Genomic DNA, 17,404 nt, shown 5'->3' with positions numbered 1-17,404 from the left:
TGTTGGTCTTCCCGCGCTCAGTGATACCGGGAAGAATCACGGGATGGAGCAGCCGCACGACCTCACCGTGGAGGCCCCCCGCGCCTGGGACCGGCCCGCCGTCTCCGTTCCCGTCCTCGTCTGCCTGTCGCTCGTCGGTGGCCGTTTCGCGTCCTTCTCCACCGAGGCGAATCTGTTCACCCTCGGCACGGGTGGGGTGCTGATCTGGCTCGGTCTGAGCAACCGGGTGCCCCGCCGACCCGCGCCGCGCCGTCTGGGTGCGGGAGCGGCCTGGTGGGCGGTGCCGGTGGTGGTCTTCGGGGTCTTCGAGGGGGCGACCTTCGTGCTGGCTGCCGGCGATGACTTTCCCACCTTCTCCCGGCTGGCCGACCCTCTCCTGGAGGATCACCTGACCCGGTCGGCGGTCTGGTTTGCCTGGTTGGCCGCCTTCTGGGGGCTGGTGCGGCGATGATGCGAGCGCTCGCGATCGGCGGGTTCCTCACCGCGCTGGTCCTCTTCGCGGTGGTCGAGTGGATGGCCCGGCGGGAGGGTTCCCGGATTCCCACCCTGGGCGAGGTCTGCGCCTATGTGATGCGCTACGAGGTCGGCTCGGTGCCGGTGGGCCGGATCGGTCTGTTCGGGTTCTGGTGGTGGCTGGGCTGGCACTTCCTGGCCCGCTGAGCCGGGTTGCCGGCTTTCCAGATGTTGGGAAGCGTGAGCAGTATGTGGACCTGAACGATAACTTGGGAGAGGGCCGGCGCCGTCTGGCGGTGCAGGTCATGGGCGGTGGTGCCACACCCCGTGCCGCCTCCCTCCAGGGTCGGACCGACCCGGGCTCACGCTGCCCAGTCGGCTGCTCCGGTAACCCCGGACTGCCGTGGGGCGCTCAGCACGACCGCCCGTGAGGGTCGCCGCGTGTCGGCGGCTCGCGCCCTGGAAGAGGAGCGCCACCATGCCGAACAAGCCCAAGCCCGAGACCACCACCGACGACGCCCGCGAGCAGGCCCGCCGCGCGCTGCAGACGTCGATGGACACCCGTCAGTGACTCATCTCGACCGGTGGTGACGCCGCCGACGCGCTGCGCCGATGGCGTCACCGTCCGGCCGCCAGTGGGAGTTGTTCAGGACAGGAACTTGTCCAGGGCCGCCTCGATGGTGCCGGAGTCCGGTGCCGCGTACGCCCGCATGGTGCTCTTGTCGTACGAGATGAAACTCGGGCACCTGTTCGTCGGGGCGGTCACGGTGCCGCCGTCGCCGATCTTCTCGGCCGTCTTGGCCGCGTAGAAGGTCAGGGTGTAGCGCGACGAGACGTAGTCGACGGTGACCTGCTTCTCCGCCTTGTCCTTGTACTGACACTTCTTCGGGGCGCCCTGGCTGCCCTCGTCGAACTTCAGGCAGCCGACCACCGACACCTTCTGGTAGTCCTCGCCCTTGGCGTAGTAGGGCTTGTCCGAGGGGACGTACTTCGACGACCAGGACGTCGGCCGGTCGGGGTTGTTCGAGAACGTGTACGCCTTGGCGCCGGCCGGGCTGCTGTAGGGCGCCGCGTTCAGGATCGGGCTGCCCTCGCAGACGTTCGACAGGTCGCTGGAGTAGCGGGCGGTCATCGAGTTGTTGTTGTTCGGTGGATCGGCCTGCCCGGGGGTGGGGACGGTCCCCGTGCCCGGCGTGCTGCCGCTGCCGGTGCCGGTGCCCAGCGTGGGGGTGGAGGACGTGCCCCGTGCGGGCTCGTCGTCATCGTAGGCGAGCAGGATGCCGATTCCGGCCCCGCAGATGGCGAGGATGACGACCGCCGCGCCGGCGACCAGTCCGATGATCAGGCCCTTGTTCGACTTGTTCGGCGCCGGCGGCATCGGTGTGCCGTAGTGCGGCGGGGGTGGTGGCTGTCCGTACGGCGGGTAGCCGCCCTGCTGCGGTGGGGCCGGCGGGCCGCTCCAGGGGGTGAGGTTGGGGTCGGGCTGCTGTGCTCCGTGCGGAGGGTAGCTGTCGCTCACTGTAATAAGGCCTATCGCTGTCGTGGTGCCTCCCGCGTGGGAGCCTCGGACAGGGTAGTGAGCGCCGCAAACCGGGATGCCGGCGACATCGAGCGCAGCAGGGCCTTGATGTCGCGTTCGACGCCCGTCGGGTCGGTCGAGAGGTGGGCTCGTAAGTTATCAGCGGCCTTGTGCTCCTTACTGTGCTCGTGCCAGGATCGGCGGCGATGAGCCACACCGCCACCCCCAACCGAGCCACCTCGCCGCGCCGGATCGCAGCGCTCGCCCTCCCTGCCCTCGTGGTGCTCGCCGCCGAACCGCTCTACGTGCTTGTCGACACGGCGGTGGTCGGTCACCTCGGCCGGGTGCCGCTCGCCGCGCTCGCCGTCGGCGGCACGGTCATGACGCTCACCGCCTGGATCGGCACCGTGGTCGCCTACGGCACCACCGGGCGCGCGGCCCGCCGCTTCGGCGCGGGTGACCGGGCAGCCGCAGTGGCCGAAGGTGTCCAGTCATCCTGGCTGGCGTTCGGTGTCGGTCTGCTGATCGCGATCGGCATGCAGTTCGGCGCAGGCGCGCTCGCGCGTACCCTCGCGGGTGGTGGTGGCGAGGTGGCCGACGCCGCCGCCCAGTGGCTGCGGATCGCGGCCCTCGGTGCTCCCGGCCTGCTGCTCGCCGCCGCCGGCAACGGCTGGCTGCGCGGTGTGCAGGACACTCGCCGCCCGTTGCTCTTCGTGCTCGGCCCCAACCTGCTCTCCGCGCTGCTCTGCCCGCTGCTGGTCTACCCCGGTGGGCTGGGCCTGGTCGGCTCGGCGGTGGCGAACGTCGTCGCGCAGACGCTCTGCGGGGTGCTCTTCGCCGCCGCCCTGGTCGGTGAGCGGGTGTCGCTGCGGCCCCAGCCCCGCGTGATCCGCCAGCAACTGGTGCTCAGCCGGGACCTGCTGATCCGTGGGCTGGCGTTCCAGGCCAGCTTCCTGTCCGCGACCGCCGTCGCCGCCCGCTTCGGCGCCGCCGCCGTCGGCGCCCACCAGATCGCCCTGCAACTCTGGTTCTTCACCGCGCTGGTGCTCGACGCCCTCGCCATCGCCGCGCAGTCCCTGGTCGGTGCCGCGCTCGGCGCGGGCGACGACGCGGGTGCGCGGGCGCTCGCCCGCCGGGTCGGCCTGCTCGGCGGCGTGTGCGGCGTGGGCTTCGCGCTGCTCATCGCCGCCGGCGCCGGCGTCGTGCCGTCGTGGTTCAGCTCAGATCAGGGGGTACGCGAGCAGGCCATGGTGGCCTGGCCGTGGTTCGTCGTCATGCTGCCGCTGGCCGGGGTGGTGTTCGCCCTCGACGGCGTGCTGATCGGCGCGGGGGACGTGCGTTACCTGCGCAACCTCACCATCGTGGCGGCGCTCGGCGGCTTCCTGCCGGCCATCTGGCTGGCGTACGCGCTCGATCTCGGGCTGGGCGGCATCTGGGCCGGGCTCACCCTCTTCGTGGTGATCCGGCTGGTCGCCCTGCTGCTGCGACTGCGCGACGGCAGGTGGGCGGTGACCGGCGCGGTCCGCTGACCGGGTCGCCGGCCCGGCCGGTCAGCAGCGCGTGGTGGTCGGCGCGGGAGCGTCAAGGTCGAAGATCGTGCCCGGGTCGCCGGCGGGTATCTGATCCCGGTGCACGCCGGCCACCCAGAACTGCTCCTGCACCCAGCCCGCACGGAGTTGGGCGCAGTCCGCGTTCCAGGTCACGGCCTCCGCCGAGGTGATCCAGAGACCTCGGGCGGAGACCGGCACGTCGTCCGGGTGCGGCACCTGCCACACCACCCGGTCGCGCAGCGCCACCACACTGGCGCCGGCGGGCGCCCGCAGGTCCACGTCGAACGGGTACGCCCAGACGAACTCCGTGGAGACCTCCAGCAGCCGGATCCCGTTCTCCTCGGTGGCCCGGTAACTGACCCGTCCGTCGGCGCGGACACCAGGCTCCCACTCCGACGGCGACGCCATCCGGGTCGCGTACCGCAGGAAGCTGCCGTTGGTGAAGTCTTCCCGGCTCCGTTCGCGGGCGTCCGGGGCGAGCAGCGCGAGGAACGGCTCCGGATCCCCGGAGAACATCGAGATGTCGACCCGACTCTCGAGCAGTGCCTTACGCACCGACTCCAGCGCGTTGCGCACCTGGGCCGCGGTGAACGGCCCGGTGCCCTTGGCCGCCGGCATCCGCACGGCCTCCTCGGCTGGCGCGAAGGAGGCCGCCGGCGACTCGGCGAACAGATCCCGTGGCTCGCCGACCCTGCTGAGCGGTGGGGTCGGGCTCGGCGTCGGGCTCGCCGAGGCGGACGCCCGGACACCGTCGGCGACCTGACTTACCAACACCGCGCCGCCGCCGACCATCAGCAGCGCCAGCACCAGGCCGAGGCCGATCAGCAGGGCACCGTTGTGCCGGGCCGAGAAGAAGCGGACGCGGTCCCATCCGGTGGGCTGGTGCTCGGTCTGCGATGACCGCAGCCACTCCGGTAGCTGCACCGGGTTGACCTCGGCTACCGCAGCCGCTGGCGGTGGCGGTGCGACCGGGTCCGTCGGTGTGGGCTCGCTCGGCGGCGTGTTCGCCACGGTTCCTCCGTCAGTATTCGCCGCTGGTGGCCAGCGCGAGCAGATAGTAGGCGCCGGTCACCAACACGGTGCCGAGCAGCGCGGCCACGACGAACGACAGAACGGCGACGATGTTCGGATGCGACTCGCTCCATCGGCGCCGGCCGCGCCACTGCCACACCGCCCGGCGGGCCGCCCGTAGCGGCGGCCAACCCTCGATCAGGTCGTCGACGTAGCGAGCCGGGCTCCGCCGCTTCGGCGTCGGATCCCGCATCCACTGCGGCAGGTCGACCCGAGCGCGGTGCTCGTGGCCCGGAGGTCGATCGGAGGTCATCGGCGGTCCTGATCTCGGGGCGCAGTCAGCGGGCGGATGATCTTCGCATCCGTCAAGGTCGGCTTGCTGCCCCGCCGGACAAACCGTCGGATGGACGCCGCATCCCGACCAACCGGCTCAGGCCAGCTGGGCGGAGGCTCGGGTCACGCCGGGCCTGCCCAGGCAGCGGGAGGTGCGGGCCATCTGGCAGGCTTGGTCGACGTGAGCACCGATGGTCTGATCGTGGTCGACAAGCCCGGCGGCATGACGTCGCACGACGTGGTGGCGCGGATCCGCCGACTGGCGAAGACCCGACGGGTCGGGCACGGCGGCACCCTCGACCCGATGGCCACCGGCGTGCTGGTGATCGGCGTCGGCCGGGCCACCCGGCTGCTGACCTACGTGATCGGCGCGGGCAAGAGCTACGCCGGCACCATCCGGCTCGGTCAGGCCACCGTCACCGACGACGCCGAGGGCGACGTGATCGCCACCACGCCGGCCGGCCAGGTCACCGACGACGCGATCTGCTCGGCGCTGGCCGGGCTGAGCGGTGAGGTCGACCAGGTGCCCAGCGCGGTCAGCGCCATCAAGATCGACGGGCAGCGGGCGTACAAGCGGGTCCGCGACGGGGAGAGCGTCGAGCTGCCGGCGCGGCGGGTCACCATCTCCCGGTTGGAGGTGCTGGCGATCCGCCGCACCGAGCCGGACGTGGTGGACGTGGACGTGGACGTGACCTGCTCCTCCGGCACGTACATCCGGGCCATCGCCCGGGACGCGGGCCTGGCGCTCGGCGTCGGCGGGCACCTGACGGCGTTGCGGCGTACCGCGGTGGGTGGCTTCACCCTCGCCGAGGCGGCGACCCTCGACGAGTTGGAGCAGCGCGCTCCGGACGTGGTGAACCTGCCACTGGACGCGGCCGCCGACCGGTTCTTCGCGCGCCGGGAGGCCACGCCCGACGAGGCCCGGGTGCTCGCCCACGGCGGCCCACTGGACCCGGCCGGCCTCACCGGGCCGTACGCCGTCTTCGGGCCGGCCGGTGGCCTGATCGCTATCGTCAGCGAGCGGGACGGGCGGGCCCGGGCCGAGATCGTGCTCGCCCCGGCCTGACGGCGGGACGCAGGTCCGCCGGCCCGCAGCCGGCGGTGTCGACCCCGCCGGCCGGCGGGACAGCAGGGAGGAACGGCATGCAGCGGTGGCGGGGCTACGACGCGGCGCCCGGCGGGTGGGGGCGCTCGGTGGTCACCATCGGCGTCTTCGACGGCGTGCACAAGGGGCACCAGGCGACCATCGGGCACGCCGTGGCCCGGGCCCGGGAGCTGGGCGTGCAGTCGGTCGTGGTCACCTTCGACCCGCATCCGGCCGAGGTGGTCCGTCCCGGCTCGCACCCGGCGGTGCTCACCGAGCCGGCCCGCAAGGCCGAGTTGATCGAGGCGCTCGGCGTGGACGTGCTCTGCGTGGTGCCCTTCACCCCGGAGTTCTCCCGGGTGCCGCCGGAGCAGTTCGTGCACGACGTCCTGGTCGAGCACCTGCACGCCGCGTTGGTCGTGGTCGGCGGCAACTTCCGCTTCGGGCACCGGGCGGCCGGCGACGTGGCGCTGCTGGAGCGGCTGGGCCAGACCTTCGGCTTCGGCGTGGAGGGTGCCCCGCTGGTCGCCGAGGCCGGCACCGTCTTCTCCTCCACCTACATCCGCTCCTGCGTCGACGCGGGTGACGTGAGCGCGGCCGCCGCCGCGCTGGGCCGCCCACACCGCCTCGAGGGCGTCGTGGTCCGCGGCGACCAGCGCGGCCGGGAGCTGGGCTTCCCGACCGCCAACCTGCTCTGCCACCGGTACGCGGCGGTGCCCGCCGACGGGGTGTACGCGGCCCGGTTGATCCGCCGTGGGCAGCGTGAGCCGCTGCTGGCGGCCGTGTCCGTGGGCACCAACCCGACCTTCTCCGGCCGAGAACGGCGGGTGGAGGCGTACGCGCTGGACTTCTCCGGTGACCTGTACGGCGAGCGACTGGCCCTGGACTTCGTGGCGCACCTGCGTGGTCAGATCCGGTACGACTCGATCGAGCCTCTGATCGCCCAGATGAACCAGGACGTCGAGCGCACCCGGCGCGCTCTGGCCTGATCATCGCGGAGGTGACGGGGCGCCACCGAGGCCCTTCGGCGGGTGTTACCAGCGAGTGCTGGTAGTCTTGCCGGGACGTCGGGTGACCGGCGTGGGGCCTCGCGTGCCTGCTCGACGCCGCGGGTGCGAGGTAACCAGTCCGTTCCCGGTCCACCGGGACGACGGACACCCATTTGATCAACCCATCGAAACAGGGAGAACATGGCGCTCGATCAAGAAGCCAAGGCCAGCATCCGCGCGGAGTACGCGACCGCCGAGGGCGACACCGGTTCGCCGGAGGTCCAGGTCGCGGTCCTCACCAAGCGGATTGCCGAGCTGACCGAGCACCTGAAGGTGCACAAGCACGACCACCACAGCCGCCGTGGGCTGCTGCTGCTGGTCGGCCGGCGCCGTCGGTTGCTCAACTACGTCCAGAAGAAGGACATTGCCCGCTACCGGTCGCTCATCGAGCGGCTCGGTCTGCGCCGGTGACGTGACGGGGGAGTGGCCGAGGAGGCTGCTCCCCCGTACCGCGTCCCACCTGAAGAAACACGGGCCGCGCGACCACCCGAGAGGGAGCCGGTCAGCGTACCGGTCTCCGGTAGTGGCCCCCGGGAACCCCGGCATCATGCCGGCCACCCGGGCGCTTCGATCGAAGACCGGCCGGCTGAGCAGCTCCCCGATGTCGTGGGCCCACGACGCGAAGGAGCACGACAGCACATGACCGAGACCAAACTCGGCACCGAATCCCGCACCGCCGTGATCGACAACGGGTCCTTCGGCACCCGCGAGATCACCTTCTCCACCGGCCGGCTGGCTCGCCAGGCCGCCGGTTCCGTCATCGCCCAGCTGGGCGAGACGGTCGTTCTCTCCGCCACGACCGCCGGTAAGCACCCGAAGGAGCAGTTCGACTTCTTCCCGCTGACCGTCGACGTCGAGGAGCGGATGTACGCCGCGGGCCGCATCCCCGGCTCGTTCTTCCGCCGTGAGGGTCGGCCCAGCGAGGACGCGATCCTCACCTGCCGGCTGATCGACCGGCCGCTGCGCCCGTCCTTCGTCAAGGGCCTGCGCAACGAGGTCCAGGTCGTCGAGACCATCCTCGCGCTCGACCCGCAGCACCCGTACGACGTCGTGGCGATCAACGCCGCCTCGATGTCGACCAAGCTCTCCGGCCTGCCGTTCTCCGGCCCGATCGGTGCGACTCGCGTCGCCCACATCGACGGCCAGTGGGTCGCCTTCCCGACCCTGGAGGAGCTGGCTCGCGCCACCTTCGACATGGTCGTGGCCGGCCGTACGCTCGAAGACGGCGACGTCGCGATCATGATGGTCGAGGCCGAGGCCACGCCGAACGCCGTCGCCCTGATCTCGGCCGGCGCCACCGCCCCGACCGAGGAGATCGTCGCCAGCGGCCTGGAGGCCGCCAAGCCGGCGATCCGTGAGCTGTGCCGCGCGCAGAGCGAGCTGGCCGAGGTCGCCGCCAAGCCGGTCACCGAGTTCCCGGTCTTCCTGGACTACCAGGACGACGTCTACGAGGCCGTCGCCGAGCTGGCCCGCGCCGACGTGGCCGAGGCGATCACCATCGCCGGCAAGGCCGACCGCGAGGAGGCCCTGGACCGGGTCAAGGCTCGGGTCGCCGAGGAGCTGGGCGCTCGGTTCGAGGGTCGGGAGAAGGAGCTCAGCGCTGCCTTCCGGTCGCTGACCAAGTCCGAGGTGCGCAACCGCGTGCTGCGCGAGCAGGTCCGCATGGACGGGCGTGGCCCGCGCGACATCCGGTCGCTGACCGCCGAGGTCGGCGTGCTGCCCCGGGTGCACGGTTCGGCGCTGTTCGAGCGGGGCGAGACCCAGATCCTGGGCGTCACCACGCTGAACATGCTCCGCATGGAGCAGATGGTGGACACGCTGTCCCCCGAGAACCGCAAGCGCTACATGCACAACTACAACTTCCCGCCGTACTCGACCGGTGAGACCGGCCGGGTCGGCTCGCCGAAGCGGCGCGAGATCGGCCACGGCGCTCTCGCCGAGCGCGCGCTGATCCCGGTGCTGCCGTCGCGCGAGGAGTTCCCGTACGCCATCCGGCAGGTGTCCGAGGCGCTCGGCTCCAACGGCTCCACCTCGATGGGTTCGGTCTGCGCGTCGACGCTGGGTCTGCTCTCCGCGGGTGTCCCGCTGAAGGCGCCGGTCGCCGGCATCGCGATGGGGCTCATCTCCGACGAGGTGGACGGCAAGACCCAGTACGTGACGCTTACCGACATCCTCGGTGCCGAGGACGCGTTCGGTGACATGGACTTCAAGGTCGCCGGCACCCCGGAGTTCGTCACCGCGCTCCAGCTCGACACCAAGCTCAACGGCATCCCGTCGGACGTGCTGGCCGCCGCGCTGCAGCAGGCGAACGAGGCCCGGCAGATCATCCTCGGGGTCATGAAGGCCGCGATCGAGGCTCCGGCCGAGATGTCGGACTACGCGCCGCGAGTCACCACCGTCAAGATCCCGGTGGACAAGATCGGCATGGTGATCGGCCCGAAGGGGCAGACCATCAACGCGATCCAGGACGAGACCGGCGCCGAGATCTCCATCGAGGACGACGGCACGATCTACGTCGGCGCCACCAACGGCCCGTCGGCCCAGGCGGCCGTCGACCGGATCAACGGGATCGCCAACCCGACGCTGCCGAAGCAGGGCGAGCGGTTCCTCGGCACGGTGGTCAAGACCGCCGCGTTCGGCGCGTTCGTCTCGCTCCTGCCGGGCCGTGACGGCCTGCTGCACATCTCCAAGGTGGGCGACGGCAAGCGGGTCGAGCGTGTTGAGGACTTCCTCAACGTCGGTGACCGGGTCGAGGTCGAGATCGCGGACATCGACGCCCGCGGCAAGATCTACCTCGACAAGGTCCGCCCGGAGGGCACCGAGGCTCCGGCCGCCGGTGAGGCCGCCGCTGGCGACCGGCCGGCTGGTCGGGACCGTGGCGACCGGGCTCCGCGTGACCGCGGCGACCGTGAGCGCGGCGGCGACCGTGGCGGGCGTGGCCCGGAGCGCGGCGGCGAGGGCGGCAACGGCGGCGGCGGCGAGGGTGGTGAGGGCGGCGAGCGTCCGCGCCGCCGGACCCGGCACAGCTGATCGTCGTACATCGCATCACCCACCCCTCGTCGAACCGGGAGCAAGACGTGAGTCGGGCCATCAGCGCGCCGTTTCCACCGGATCGACGGGGGGTGGCCCCGTCTCGGGACACCGGGGCGGGCCGCTCCGGCGGCACCGCCCGGGCGGTGACCCGGACCCTCAGCGACGACCCGCTGGGCGGCACGGTACGACGTACCGTGCTGCCCAGCGGCCTGCGCGTCCTCACCGAGGCGATTCCGGCCATGCGCAGCGTCTCGTTCGGCATCTGGGTGGCGGTCGGCTCGCGCGACGAGACCGGCCCGCAGGCCGGTGCCGCGCACTTCCTTGAGCACCTGCTCTTCAAGGGCACCCACAAGCGCACCGCACTGGAGATCTCCTCGCAGATCGAAGCGGTGGGTGGTGAGACCAACGCGTTCACCACGAAGGAATACACCTGCTACTACGCCCGCGTGCTGGACGAGGACCTGCCGCTGGCGATCGACGTGATGTGCGACCTGGTCGCCGACTCGCTGATCGAGCCGTCCGACGTCGAGACCGAGCGTGGCGTGATCCTGGAAGAGATCGCCATGCACGACGACGAGCCGGGTGACGAGGTGCACGACCTCTTCGTCCAGGCCGTCTACGGCAACCACCCGCTGGGCCGGCTGATCTCCGGCACCGCGGAGACCGTCACCCCGATGACCCGGCGGCAGATCCAGAGCTTCTACCGGGGTCGCTACACCGCGCCGCAGATCGTCATCGCCGCCGCCGGCAACCTCGACCACGCCACGGTGGTCAAGCTGGTCCGCCAGGCCGTGCGCGGCACCCCGCTGGACAGCGACCCGGCCAGCCCGGCGCCGCACCGCGCGGCGACCCCGGCGGTACGCACCAAGCCGGCGACCACCCTGGTGGAGCCGAAGGAGACCGAGCAGGCGCACGTCATCCTCGGCTGCCCCGGCATCGACCGGCTCGACGAGCGGCGCTTCGCCCTCGGGGTGCTCAACAACGTGCTCGGCGGTGGCATGTCCAGCCGCCTGTTCCAGGAGATCCGCGAGCAGCGCGGCCTCGCGTACTCGGTCTACTCCTACGCCAGCCAGTACGCCGACAGCGGCCTGTTCGCCGTCTACGCCGGCTGCGCCCCAGGCAAGGTCGACGAGGTGCTGGCCCTGACCCGTGCCGAGCTGGCCCGGGTGGCCGCCGACGGGTTGACCGAGGCCGAGGTGGCCCGGGGCAAGGGGATGAGCAAGGGCTCGTTCGTGCTCGGCCTGGAGGACACCGGTTCCCGGATGAGCCGGCTGGCCAAGGGTGAGCTGCTCTACGGCGACCTGATGCCGGTCGACGAGCTGCTCCGCCGTGTCGACGAGGTCACCGTCGAGGACGTGAACGTCCTCGCCGCCGAGCTGCTCAGCCGGCCGATGTCGTTGGCCGTGGTGGGCCCGTTCGGCGCTGGCGACTTCACGGTCTGAGGGCTGGCGCTGCCGGTCCCGCCGCAGCGGCGCGTCCCGATTGGGATAGGTTGTGCCCCGTGACTGACGAGCAGGAGAAGACCCCGGCCCAGCCGCTGCGGGTCGGCGTGTTTGGCGCGCGCGGCCGGATGGGCATCGAGGTCTGCAAGGCGGTCGACGCCGCGGACGACCTCACCCTGGCGGCCTCGATCGACCAGGGCGACAACCGCTCCGCCGTCTCCACCGCCGAGGTGGTCGTCGACTTCACCACGCCGGACGTCGTCATGGACAACCTCCAGTGGTGCATCGCGCAGGGCATCAGCGCGGTGGTCGGCACGACCGGCTTCACCGAGCAGCGGCTGGAGCAGGTGCGTGGCTGGCTGGCCGACAAGCCCGAGGTGGGCGTGGTCATCGCCCCGAACTTCGGCATCGGCGCGGTGCTGATGATGCAGTTCGCCGCGCGCGCCGCCCGACACTTCGAGTCCGTCGAGATCATCGAGCAGCACCACCCGCGCAAGTTGGACGCCCCGAGCGGCACCGCCACCCACACCGCCCGGTTGATCGCCCAGGCCCGCGCCGAGGCCGGCCTCGGCCCGGTGCCGGACGCCACCAAGGACGAGGTGCCGGGTGCGCGCGGCGCCGACATCGACGGGGTACGCGTGCACGCGGTGCGCGCCACCGGCCTGGTCGCCCACCAGGAGGTGCTGTTCGGCGGCATCGGCGAGACGCTGACCATCCGGCACGACTCGTACGACCGGGTGTCGTTCATGCCGGGCGTGCTGCTGGCCGTCCGCGCGGTGCGCAACCGCCCCGGCCTCACCATCGGCCTGGACGCCCTGCTCGACTGACCGACGCGGGTCTCTGCGGGGCGAAACCTGGTCGCGGCGCGGGCCCGGCCGCCCCTAGGCTGCTCCGATGATCGATGCGGGGCACCTGGACCGGGCCGGGCGGCGAGTGACGCTGCGGCCGGTCGACGACGACAACTGGCGGGCGGTGGCCGATGTGGCCCCGCGCGATGATCAGCGCCGGTTCGTGGCCGCGCTGGGCGCGCGTTACCTGCTGCTCAGCATGCGCTCCGAGGTGTGGAACTCGCTCGCCGTGTACGCCGACGAGAGCGTCGTCGGCCACGTCATGTGGGGCGTGGACGACGACGGCTCGCACTGGATCGGCGGGATGCTCATCGACGCCGCCGAGCAGGCCCAGGGCGTCGGCCGAGCCACCGTGCGAACCCTGGCCCCCTGGCTGGCCGCCCGCCCGGGGAACCCCCCGGTCCGCCTCTCGTACCACCCGGACAACACCGCGGCAGCGGCCCTCTACGAGTCCCTGGGCTTCCGCCCCACCGGAGCGGTCGACGACGACGAGCTGATCGCCGAACAATCCCCCTGAGCCCCGCGATCTTGCACTCTCTGTCGCGGCATAAGGGGCATCCACTACTATTCCGACCACCGAAACTGCAAGATCGCCGGGCTGGGCTGGGCTGGGCCGGGCCCGGCGTGGGTCAGTCTTCGGTGGGGACCTTCTCCGTTGGTACGCCTACGTGTAGGCGCACCTGGGGGACCAGCATGTCGTCTACGTCTAGCGCGCGGGCCGCGCCGTCGGGCTCCCAGCCGGTGCTGGTGAGGAACTTGCGGGTCGCCTCGTCACCGTCGAACGCCCAGGCCACGGCCCGACTCATCCCGTCGGAGCGCCACAGGTCGACGGTGGCGGCGAGCAGTCGACTGCCGTGCCCCCGCCGACCCCAGCGCGGCTCGATCAGCAGGTCGGTCACCGCCGCCACGTCCGGGCCGAGCGCGTCGGCCGGCTCGCCCGGAGCGAGGGCCTCGCCGTCGGCCGGGCCGGAGGCGGCGAACCCCACCAGATACGATTGCTCGGCCTGTTCGACGGCGACCAGCACCCGGTGCGCGCCGGAGGGCGGCTCCAGCACCGCGGCGCTCCACCGCCGGGCGAGGAACGCCTCGTCCAGGTTGTCGAGCACATGCCGAGGCAGGATCCGGCGGTACGCGACCCGCCAGGTCGCGAGTTGGATGCGTGCGATCTCGCCGGCGTCCTCGGGACGCGCCGGGCGGACGTACCCGAGTGCCATGGGACGGAAGCCTACGCAGGGCGAGGGAGACGACGGTGGCGCAGGGTGCCAACAGGACGACCGCGCAGGTCGTCGGGGTGGTCGTGCTCGCCGCGGCGGTCACCGCGTTCCTCGCCGTCGCGGCCGTCCGGCACGGGTTCTTCGATCTGAAGGTCTACTACGGCGCGTTGACGTGGTGGGTGCACGACGGCGGGGAGATCTACGACTATCTCAAGCCGGGCACCCAGTACGGCTTCACCTATCCGCCGTTCGCCGCGCTGGTCATGCTGCCGATGGCGTACCTGCCGTGGTCGGCCGCGATCGTGGTGAGCGTGCTCGCCAGCGTGGCCACCACCGCGGTGCTGATCTGGTGGCTGGTCGACCCGATCGCCCGCCGCGCCGGTTGGACCCGGTGGTTCGCGCTCGCGGTGGCGCTCTGCCTGGCCGCCGCGTTCGAGCCGATGCGGGAGACGGTCAACTTCGGCCAGGTCAACACGCTGCTGCTGTTCCTGGTGGCGGTGGATCTGCTGCGGCTGTTGCCGGCCGGCAACCGGTGGGCCGGGGTGGGCATCGGCCTCGCCACGGCGATCAAACTGACCCCGGGCGTCTTCATCGTCTACCTGCTGGTGACCGGGCGTTGGCGGGCGGCACTCACCGCGAGCGGCACGGCCGCCGGGGTGTCGCTGTTGGCCGGCGCGCTCTTCCCGGACGCGTCCCGGGAGTTCTGGACCGAGGCGCTGTGGAACACCGGGCGGGTGGGCGAGCTGGCGTTCGTCTCCAACCAGTCGCTGCGCGGGGTGGTCGCCCGGCTCGACCCGGAGCACCCGAGCACCCTGCTGTGGCTGCTGCTGGTGCTCGGCACCGTGGCGCTCTGGGCCTGGCGGTCCCGGGCCGCCGTCGCGGTCGGCGACGAGGCGACCGGCCTGGCGCTGACCGGCGCGGTGATGTGCCTGGTCAGCCCAGTTACCTGGGTGCACCACCTGGTCTGGTTGCTGCCCGCGTTGATCCTGCTGGTCGACAACGCGATGGCCGCGCCGGCGGGCCGCCGTCGGCGGGTCCTGCTGGTCGCCGCGACCATCGGGTACGCGCTGCTGATCAGCCGGACCGTCTGGTTCTGGGAGAAGGACTTCACCGGGGTCGACGGCTTCCTGGGCAGCAACGCGTACGTGTGGATCAGTCTGGCGCTGCTGGCCTTCCTGCCGATCCGCCGGTGGTCGACCCCGGACGGTTCAGTCGTCGAGGCGTCCGGCGTACCGCAGCTCGACCAGCCCGACCGGGGGGCTCCCGCCGGCCAGCGGCACCTGGTAGGTCGACTGCTCACCGTCCGGTGACAGCCCGGCCCGTTCGTAGAACCGGCGGGCCCGTGGGTTGTCCGCCAGCACCCACAACCGGTAGTCGGTCCAGCCCCGCTCGGTGAGCCCGGCACGGGCGGCGTCGAGCAGCGCGGCGGCGGTCCCATCACCCCAGCGGGCCGGCTCCACGTAGAGCGCCAACACCTCGCCGAGGGTCGGGTCCAGGTCGTCGCGGTCCTGGTTGCGGCGGTACGGCCCGAAGGTGGTGAAGCCGACGACCAGCCCGTCCACCTCGCCGAGCAGGGTGGTGAACGGGTGCTCCGGATCGGCGGTGCCGACGTCGCGACGGCGCTGTGCCCAGGCCACCACGTTGAGCCGTCCGAGCACCTCGTCCGGCATGACGCCGGCATAGCCCGCCTGCCAGCCGTGTACGTGCACCCGGGCGACCGCCTCAGCGTCGTCCGGCTCCTCCCGACGGATGGTCAGCATTGCACCGTTCTATGCCCCGTTGGTCGTCACGTCCAGCTTCCCGCACCGGCGTCGTACCGATGAATTAAGGTCGCCGACGATGACCGCACCGGAATCACTCTCGCTCGCGCAGGCTCGCCGGGTGGCGCTCGCCGCTCAGGGCTTCGCCGACCCCGCGCCGACCGGCGTGCCCACCCGCCGGCACCTGCGTCGGGTGCTGGGCCGGGTCGGGCTGATCCAGATGGACTCGGTAAACGTGCTGCAACGCGCGCACTACCTGCCGCTCTACAGTCGGCTCGGCCCCTACCCGACGACCCTGCTCGACCAGGCCGCCTACCGGCGTCCGCGGGAGCTGTTCGAATACTGGGGCCACGAGGCGTCGCTGGTCCCGGTCGAGCTGCACCCGGTGCTGCGCTGGCGGATGGCCCGCGCGCACAGCGAATCCTGGGGCGGCATGCGGCGGATCGCCCAGGAGCAGCCGGAGTTGGTCGCCTGGGTCCGCGACGAGGTGGCCGCCCGAGGGCCGCTGACCGCTGCCGAGATCGAGCACGACGCGCCACGGGAGACCGGCAACTGGGGGTGGAACTGGTCGGCGGTCAAGCGGGCGTTGGAGTTCCTGTTCTGGGCCGGGGAGGTGACCGCTGCGGAGCGCAGCACCTCCTTCGCCCGCCGCTACGACCTGCCCGAGCGGGTGCTGCCCCCGGCGGTGCTGGCCACGCCCACCCCGACCGACGCCGAGGCGTACCGCACGCTTGTGGCCCTCGCCGCGCGGTCGCTCGGGGTGGCCGCCGAGCCGGAGCTGCGCGACTACTTCCGGTTGCCGTTGGCCGGCGCTCGGCAGGCCGTCGCGGAGCTGGCCGAGGCCGGTGAGCTGGTGCCGGTCACCGTGGCGGGCTGGCGTCAGCCGGCCTGGCTGCACGCGTCCGCCCGGCTGCCGCGCTGGGTGCGGGGCAACACACTGGTCAGCCCGTTCGATCCGCTGATCTGGGAACGGGCCCGCACCGAGCGGCTGTTCGACTTCAGCTACCGGATCGAGATCTACGTCCCGGCGCCACAGCGCGTCTACGGCTACTACGTGTTGCCGTTTCTGCAGGGCGATCGGTTCACCGCCCGGGTCGACCTGAAGGCCGACCGCAAGGCCGGGGTGCTGCTGGTCCCGGCCGCCTGGCTCGAACCCGGCGCCGACCCGGGGGAGACCGCTGTGGCGCTCGCCGCCGAGCTGTACCGACTCGCCGGCTGGCTCGGCCTGGACGTGGTGGCACCGCCCGCAGCCGGCGACCTGGCCGGTCCGCTCACCGCCGCGTTGGCGGGCGTCTCCGGTGTACCGTGAGCGCGTGACGAGCGCTCCCGGACCGGTCGACCAGCCGCAGCCCGCCTCCGGCGTGGTCCACACTGTGCCGGCCGACGGTACTGCCGGCGGCTACGGCCCTGGCGGCTCGGCTCTCGGTGGCTACGGCCCCGGCGGGGCGGGCCCGGAGGGCTGGCCGACGACCCCGCCGGGTGGCTACGCGGCACCTGAGCCGGACCGGCTCACCCGGTTCGTGCTGCGACTCTACGACCGTTCACCGCGCTGGGCGGTGCCGCTGGCAGCGGTCGGCTGCGTCGCCATCGGCATGAGCTACGCGCTGCTCAGCAACCCGACCCACGCCGACCCGGACGCGTCGCCCACCTGCTTGCTCAAGTTGACCACCGGGCTGGACTGCCCAGGCTGTGGCGGCACCCGCGCACTCTGGTACGTGCTGCACGCCGACCTGCCGGCCGCTGCCCGGCACCACTTCCTCTTCGTCTTCGCGCTGCCGTTCCTCGCGTACCTCTTCGTGGCCTGGGCGGGCAACCAGGCGTTCGGTTGGCGACTGCCCGAGCTGCGGATCAGCTCTAAGGTCATCGGCGGTTTCCTGGGCGTGTGGCTGGCCTTCTCGGTGCTGCGCAACCTGCCCTGGGCGCCGTTCACCTCGCTCTACGTCTGACCCGCCGCTGCACCTCGCCCCAAGATCGTGCTCGATCCTGGAGGTAGTGGTGTTGGCACGCGACGGATGCCACTACATCCATGATGTTGCGCGATCTTGCGGGTGGAAGCGAGTGATCGACATTGCACGAGGCGCGCCTGAGTTGGGCCGGAAGGCGGTGCG

General features: G+C 72.0%; 18 protein-coding genes. 13 read left to right on the top strand and 5 right to left on the bottom strand.

Going from position 1 to position 17,404, the window contains the following annotated elements:
• Nucleotides 1–43: 43 nt before the first annotated feature.
• Nucleotides 44–451 (top strand): hypothetical protein, encoded by a 408-nt coding sequence (locus tag IF46_RS0117770; protein ID WP_030489478.1) that lies wholly within the window; start codon nt 44–46, stop codon nt 449–451.
• Complete coding sequence (locus tag IF46_RS0117765) at nt 451–660, top strand: DUF6186 family protein (RefSeq protein ID WP_030489477.1); 210 nt, start codon at nt 451–453, stop codon at nt 658–660. Before IF46_RS0117770 ends, IF46_RS0117765 begins: the two co-directional genes overlap by 1 nt.
• A 439-nt stretch (nt 661–1,099) precedes the next feature.
• Here IF46_RS0117765 and IF46_RS0117755 read toward each other — a convergent pair whose 3' ends face one another.
• Entirely contained in the window at nt 1,100–1,972 is an 873-nt protein-coding gene (locus tag IF46_RS0117755) for a hypothetical protein (protein ID WP_084597945.1), read from the bottom strand.
• 206 nt (nt 1,973–2,178) lie between these two features.
• On the opposite strand from IF46_RS0117755, the gene IF46_RS0117750 reads away from it, so the two are divergent.
• Nucleotides 2,179–3,501 (top strand): MATE family efflux transporter, encoded by a 1,323-nt coding sequence (locus tag IF46_RS0117750; RefSeq protein WP_030489475.1) that lies wholly within the window; start codon nt 2,179–2,181, stop codon nt 3,499–3,501.
• A 21-nt stretch (nt 3,502–3,522) separates the two neighbouring features.
• Here IF46_RS0117750 and IF46_RS0117745 read toward each other — a convergent pair whose 3' ends face one another.
• Nucleotides 3,523–4,533: a hypothetical protein gene (locus tag IF46_RS0117745; protein WP_051723982.1), complete on the bottom strand. Its 1,011-nt coding sequence runs from the start codon at nt 4,531–4,533 to the stop codon at nt 3,523–3,525.
• A gap of 10 nt (nt 4,534–4,543) precedes the next feature.
• The gene (locus IF46_RS0117740; RefSeq protein ID WP_030489473.1) at nt 4,544–4,846 is read right to left on the bottom strand and encodes a hypothetical protein; all 303 of its coding nucleotides are present in this window, start codon (nt 4,844–4,846) and stop codon (nt 4,544–4,546) included.
• Nucleotides 4,847–5,047: 201 nt separating this feature from the next.
• Here IF46_RS0117740 and truB point away from each other — a divergent pair, with 201 nt between their 5' ends.
• The 7 genes from truB (at nt 5,048) to IF46_RS0117700 (ending at nt 12,839) form a co-directional block, all read left to right on the top strand.
• Nucleotides 5,048–5,932, top strand: coding sequence for a tRNA pseudouridine(55) synthase TruB (gene truB, locus IF46_RS0117735; protein WP_036392407.1), 885 nt, complete (start codon nt 5,048–5,050; stop codon nt 5,930–5,932).
• Between the two features lie 77 nt (nt 5,933–6,009).
• Nucleotides 6,010–6,939 carry a bifunctional riboflavin kinase/FAD synthetase gene (locus IF46_RS0117730; RefSeq protein WP_030489471.1) on the top strand — a complete coding sequence of 310 codons (930 nt, stop codon included), beginning with the start codon at nt 6,010–6,012 and terminating at the stop codon, nt 6,937–6,939.
• A gap of 201 nt (nt 6,940–7,140) precedes the next feature.
• Nucleotides 7,141–7,410 carry a 30S ribosomal protein S15 gene (gene rpsO / locus IF46_RS0117725; RefSeq protein ID WP_030337594.1) on the top strand — a complete coding sequence of 90 codons (270 nt, stop codon included), beginning with the start codon at nt 7,141–7,143 and terminating at the stop codon, nt 7,408–7,410.
• 228 nt (nt 7,411–7,638) lie between these two features.
• Nucleotides 7,639–10,029: a polyribonucleotide nucleotidyltransferase gene (locus IF46_RS0117715; RefSeq protein WP_030489470.1), complete on the top strand. Its 2,391-nt coding sequence runs from the start codon at nt 7,639–7,641 to the stop codon at nt 10,027–10,029.
• Nucleotides 10,030–10,076: 47 nt separating this feature from the next.
• Nucleotides 10,077–11,474 (top strand): M16 family metallopeptidase, encoded by a 1,398-nt coding sequence (locus IF46_RS0117710; RefSeq protein WP_030489469.1) that lies wholly within the window; start codon nt 10,077–10,079, stop codon nt 11,472–11,474.
• 59 nt (nt 11,475–11,533) lie between these two features.
• Nucleotides 11,534–12,301 carry a 4-hydroxy-tetrahydrodipicolinate reductase gene (gene dapB / locus IF46_RS0117705; protein WP_030489468.1) on the top strand — a complete coding sequence of 256 codons (768 nt, stop codon included), beginning with the start codon at nt 11,534–11,536 and terminating at the stop codon, nt 12,299–12,301.
• Nucleotides 12,302–12,368: 67 nt separating this feature from the next.
• A complete protein-coding gene (locus IF46_RS0117700) occupies nt 12,369–12,839 on the top strand; it encodes a GNAT family N-acetyltransferase (RefSeq protein WP_030489467.1) in 471 nt (156 codons plus the stop codon).
• Between the two features lie 112 nt (nt 12,840–12,951).
• Here IF46_RS0117700 and IF46_RS0117695 read toward each other — a convergent pair whose 3' ends face one another.
• On the bottom strand, nt 12,952–13,536 hold the full coding sequence (locus IF46_RS0117695) for a GNAT family N-acetyltransferase (RefSeq protein WP_030489466.1): 585 nt from the start codon (nt 13,534–13,536) through the stop codon (nt 12,952–12,954).
• A 35-nt stretch (nt 13,537–13,571) separates the two neighbouring features.
• On the opposite strand from IF46_RS0117695, the gene IF46_RS0117690 reads away from it, so the two are divergent.
• A complete protein-coding gene (locus tag IF46_RS0117690; RefSeq protein ID WP_030489465.1) occupies nt 13,572–14,846 on the top strand; it encodes a glycosyltransferase 87 family protein in 1,275 nt (424 codons plus the stop codon).
• Here the strand turns inward: IF46_RS0117690 and IF46_RS0117685 are convergent.
• Nucleotides 14,745–15,296: a GNAT family N-acetyltransferase gene (locus tag IF46_RS0117685; RefSeq protein WP_030489464.1), complete on the bottom strand. Its 552-nt coding sequence runs from the start codon at nt 15,294–15,296 to the stop codon at nt 14,745–14,747. The two genes, IF46_RS0117690 and IF46_RS0117685, sit on opposite strands and share 102 nt — an antisense overlap.
• Before the next feature lie 79 nt (nt 15,297–15,375).
• Between IF46_RS0117685 and IF46_RS0117680 the strand changes: the two genes are divergently transcribed.
• Both IF46_RS0117680 and IF46_RS0117675 read left to right on the top strand, forming a co-directional pair.
• Nucleotides 15,376–16,605 (top strand): winged helix-turn-helix domain-containing protein, encoded by a 1,230-nt coding sequence (locus IF46_RS0117680; protein WP_030489463.1) that lies wholly within the window; start codon nt 15,376–15,378, stop codon nt 16,603–16,605.
• 4 nt (nt 16,606–16,609) lie between these two features.
• Nucleotides 16,610–17,242, top strand: coding sequence for a DUF2752 domain-containing protein (locus IF46_RS0117675; protein ID WP_420063578.1), 633 nt, complete (start codon nt 16,610–16,612; stop codon nt 17,240–17,242).
• Nucleotides 17,243–17,404: the final 162 nt, after the last annotated feature.

This window comes from Micromonospora chokoriensis, assembly GCF_000718555.1.
Classification (GTDB): Bacteria; Actinomycetota; Actinomycetes; order Mycobacteriales; family Micromonosporaceae; genus Micromonospora; species Micromonospora chokoriensis_B.
Note: the sequence above shows the minus strand (reverse complement) of the source record. Positions and strands in the feature narration are given on the sequence as shown.

Coding starts and splice junctions, on each gene's coding strand:
- IF46_RS0117730 (WP_030489471.1), top strand. CDS start 6,010: ATGCAGCGGTGGCGGGGCTACGACGCGGCGCCCGGCGGGTGGGGGCGC.
- IF46_RS0117740 (WP_030489473.1), bottom strand. CDS start 4,846: ATGACCTCCGATCGACCTCCGGGCCACGAGCACCGCGCTCGGGTCGAC.
- IF46_RS0117770 (WP_030489478.1), top strand. CDS start 44: ATGGAGCAGCCGCACGACCTCACCGTGGAGGCCCCCCGCGCCTGGGAC.
- IF46_RS0117700 (WP_030489467.1), top strand. CDS start 12,369: ATGATCGATGCGGGGCACCTGGACCGGGCCGGGCGGCGAGTGACGCTG.
- IF46_RS0117715 (WP_030489470.1), top strand. CDS start 7,639: ATGACCGAGACCAAACTCGGCACCGAATCCCGCACCGCCGTGATCGAC.
- IF46_RS0117750 (WP_030489475.1), top strand. CDS start 2,179: ATGAGCCACACCGCCACCCCCAACCGAGCCACCTCGCCGCGCCGGATC.
- IF46_RS0117680 (WP_030489463.1), top strand. CDS start 15,376: ATGACCGCACCGGAATCACTCTCGCTCGCGCAGGCTCGCCGGGTGGCG.
- IF46_RS0117695 (WP_030489466.1), bottom strand. CDS start 13,536: ATGGCACTCGGGTACGTCCGCCCGGCGCGTCCCGAGGACGCCGGCGAG.
- IF46_RS0117685 (WP_030489464.1), bottom strand. CDS start 15,296: ATGCTGACCATCCGTCGGGAGGAGCCGGACGACGCTGAGGCGGTCGCC.
- rpsO (WP_030337594.1), top strand. CDS start 7,141: ATGGCGCTCGATCAAGAAGCCAAGGCCAGCATCCGCGCGGAGTACGCG.
- IF46_RS0117765 (WP_030489477.1), top strand. CDS start 451: ATGCGAGCGCTCGCGATCGGCGGGTTCCTCACCGCGCTGGTCCTCTTC.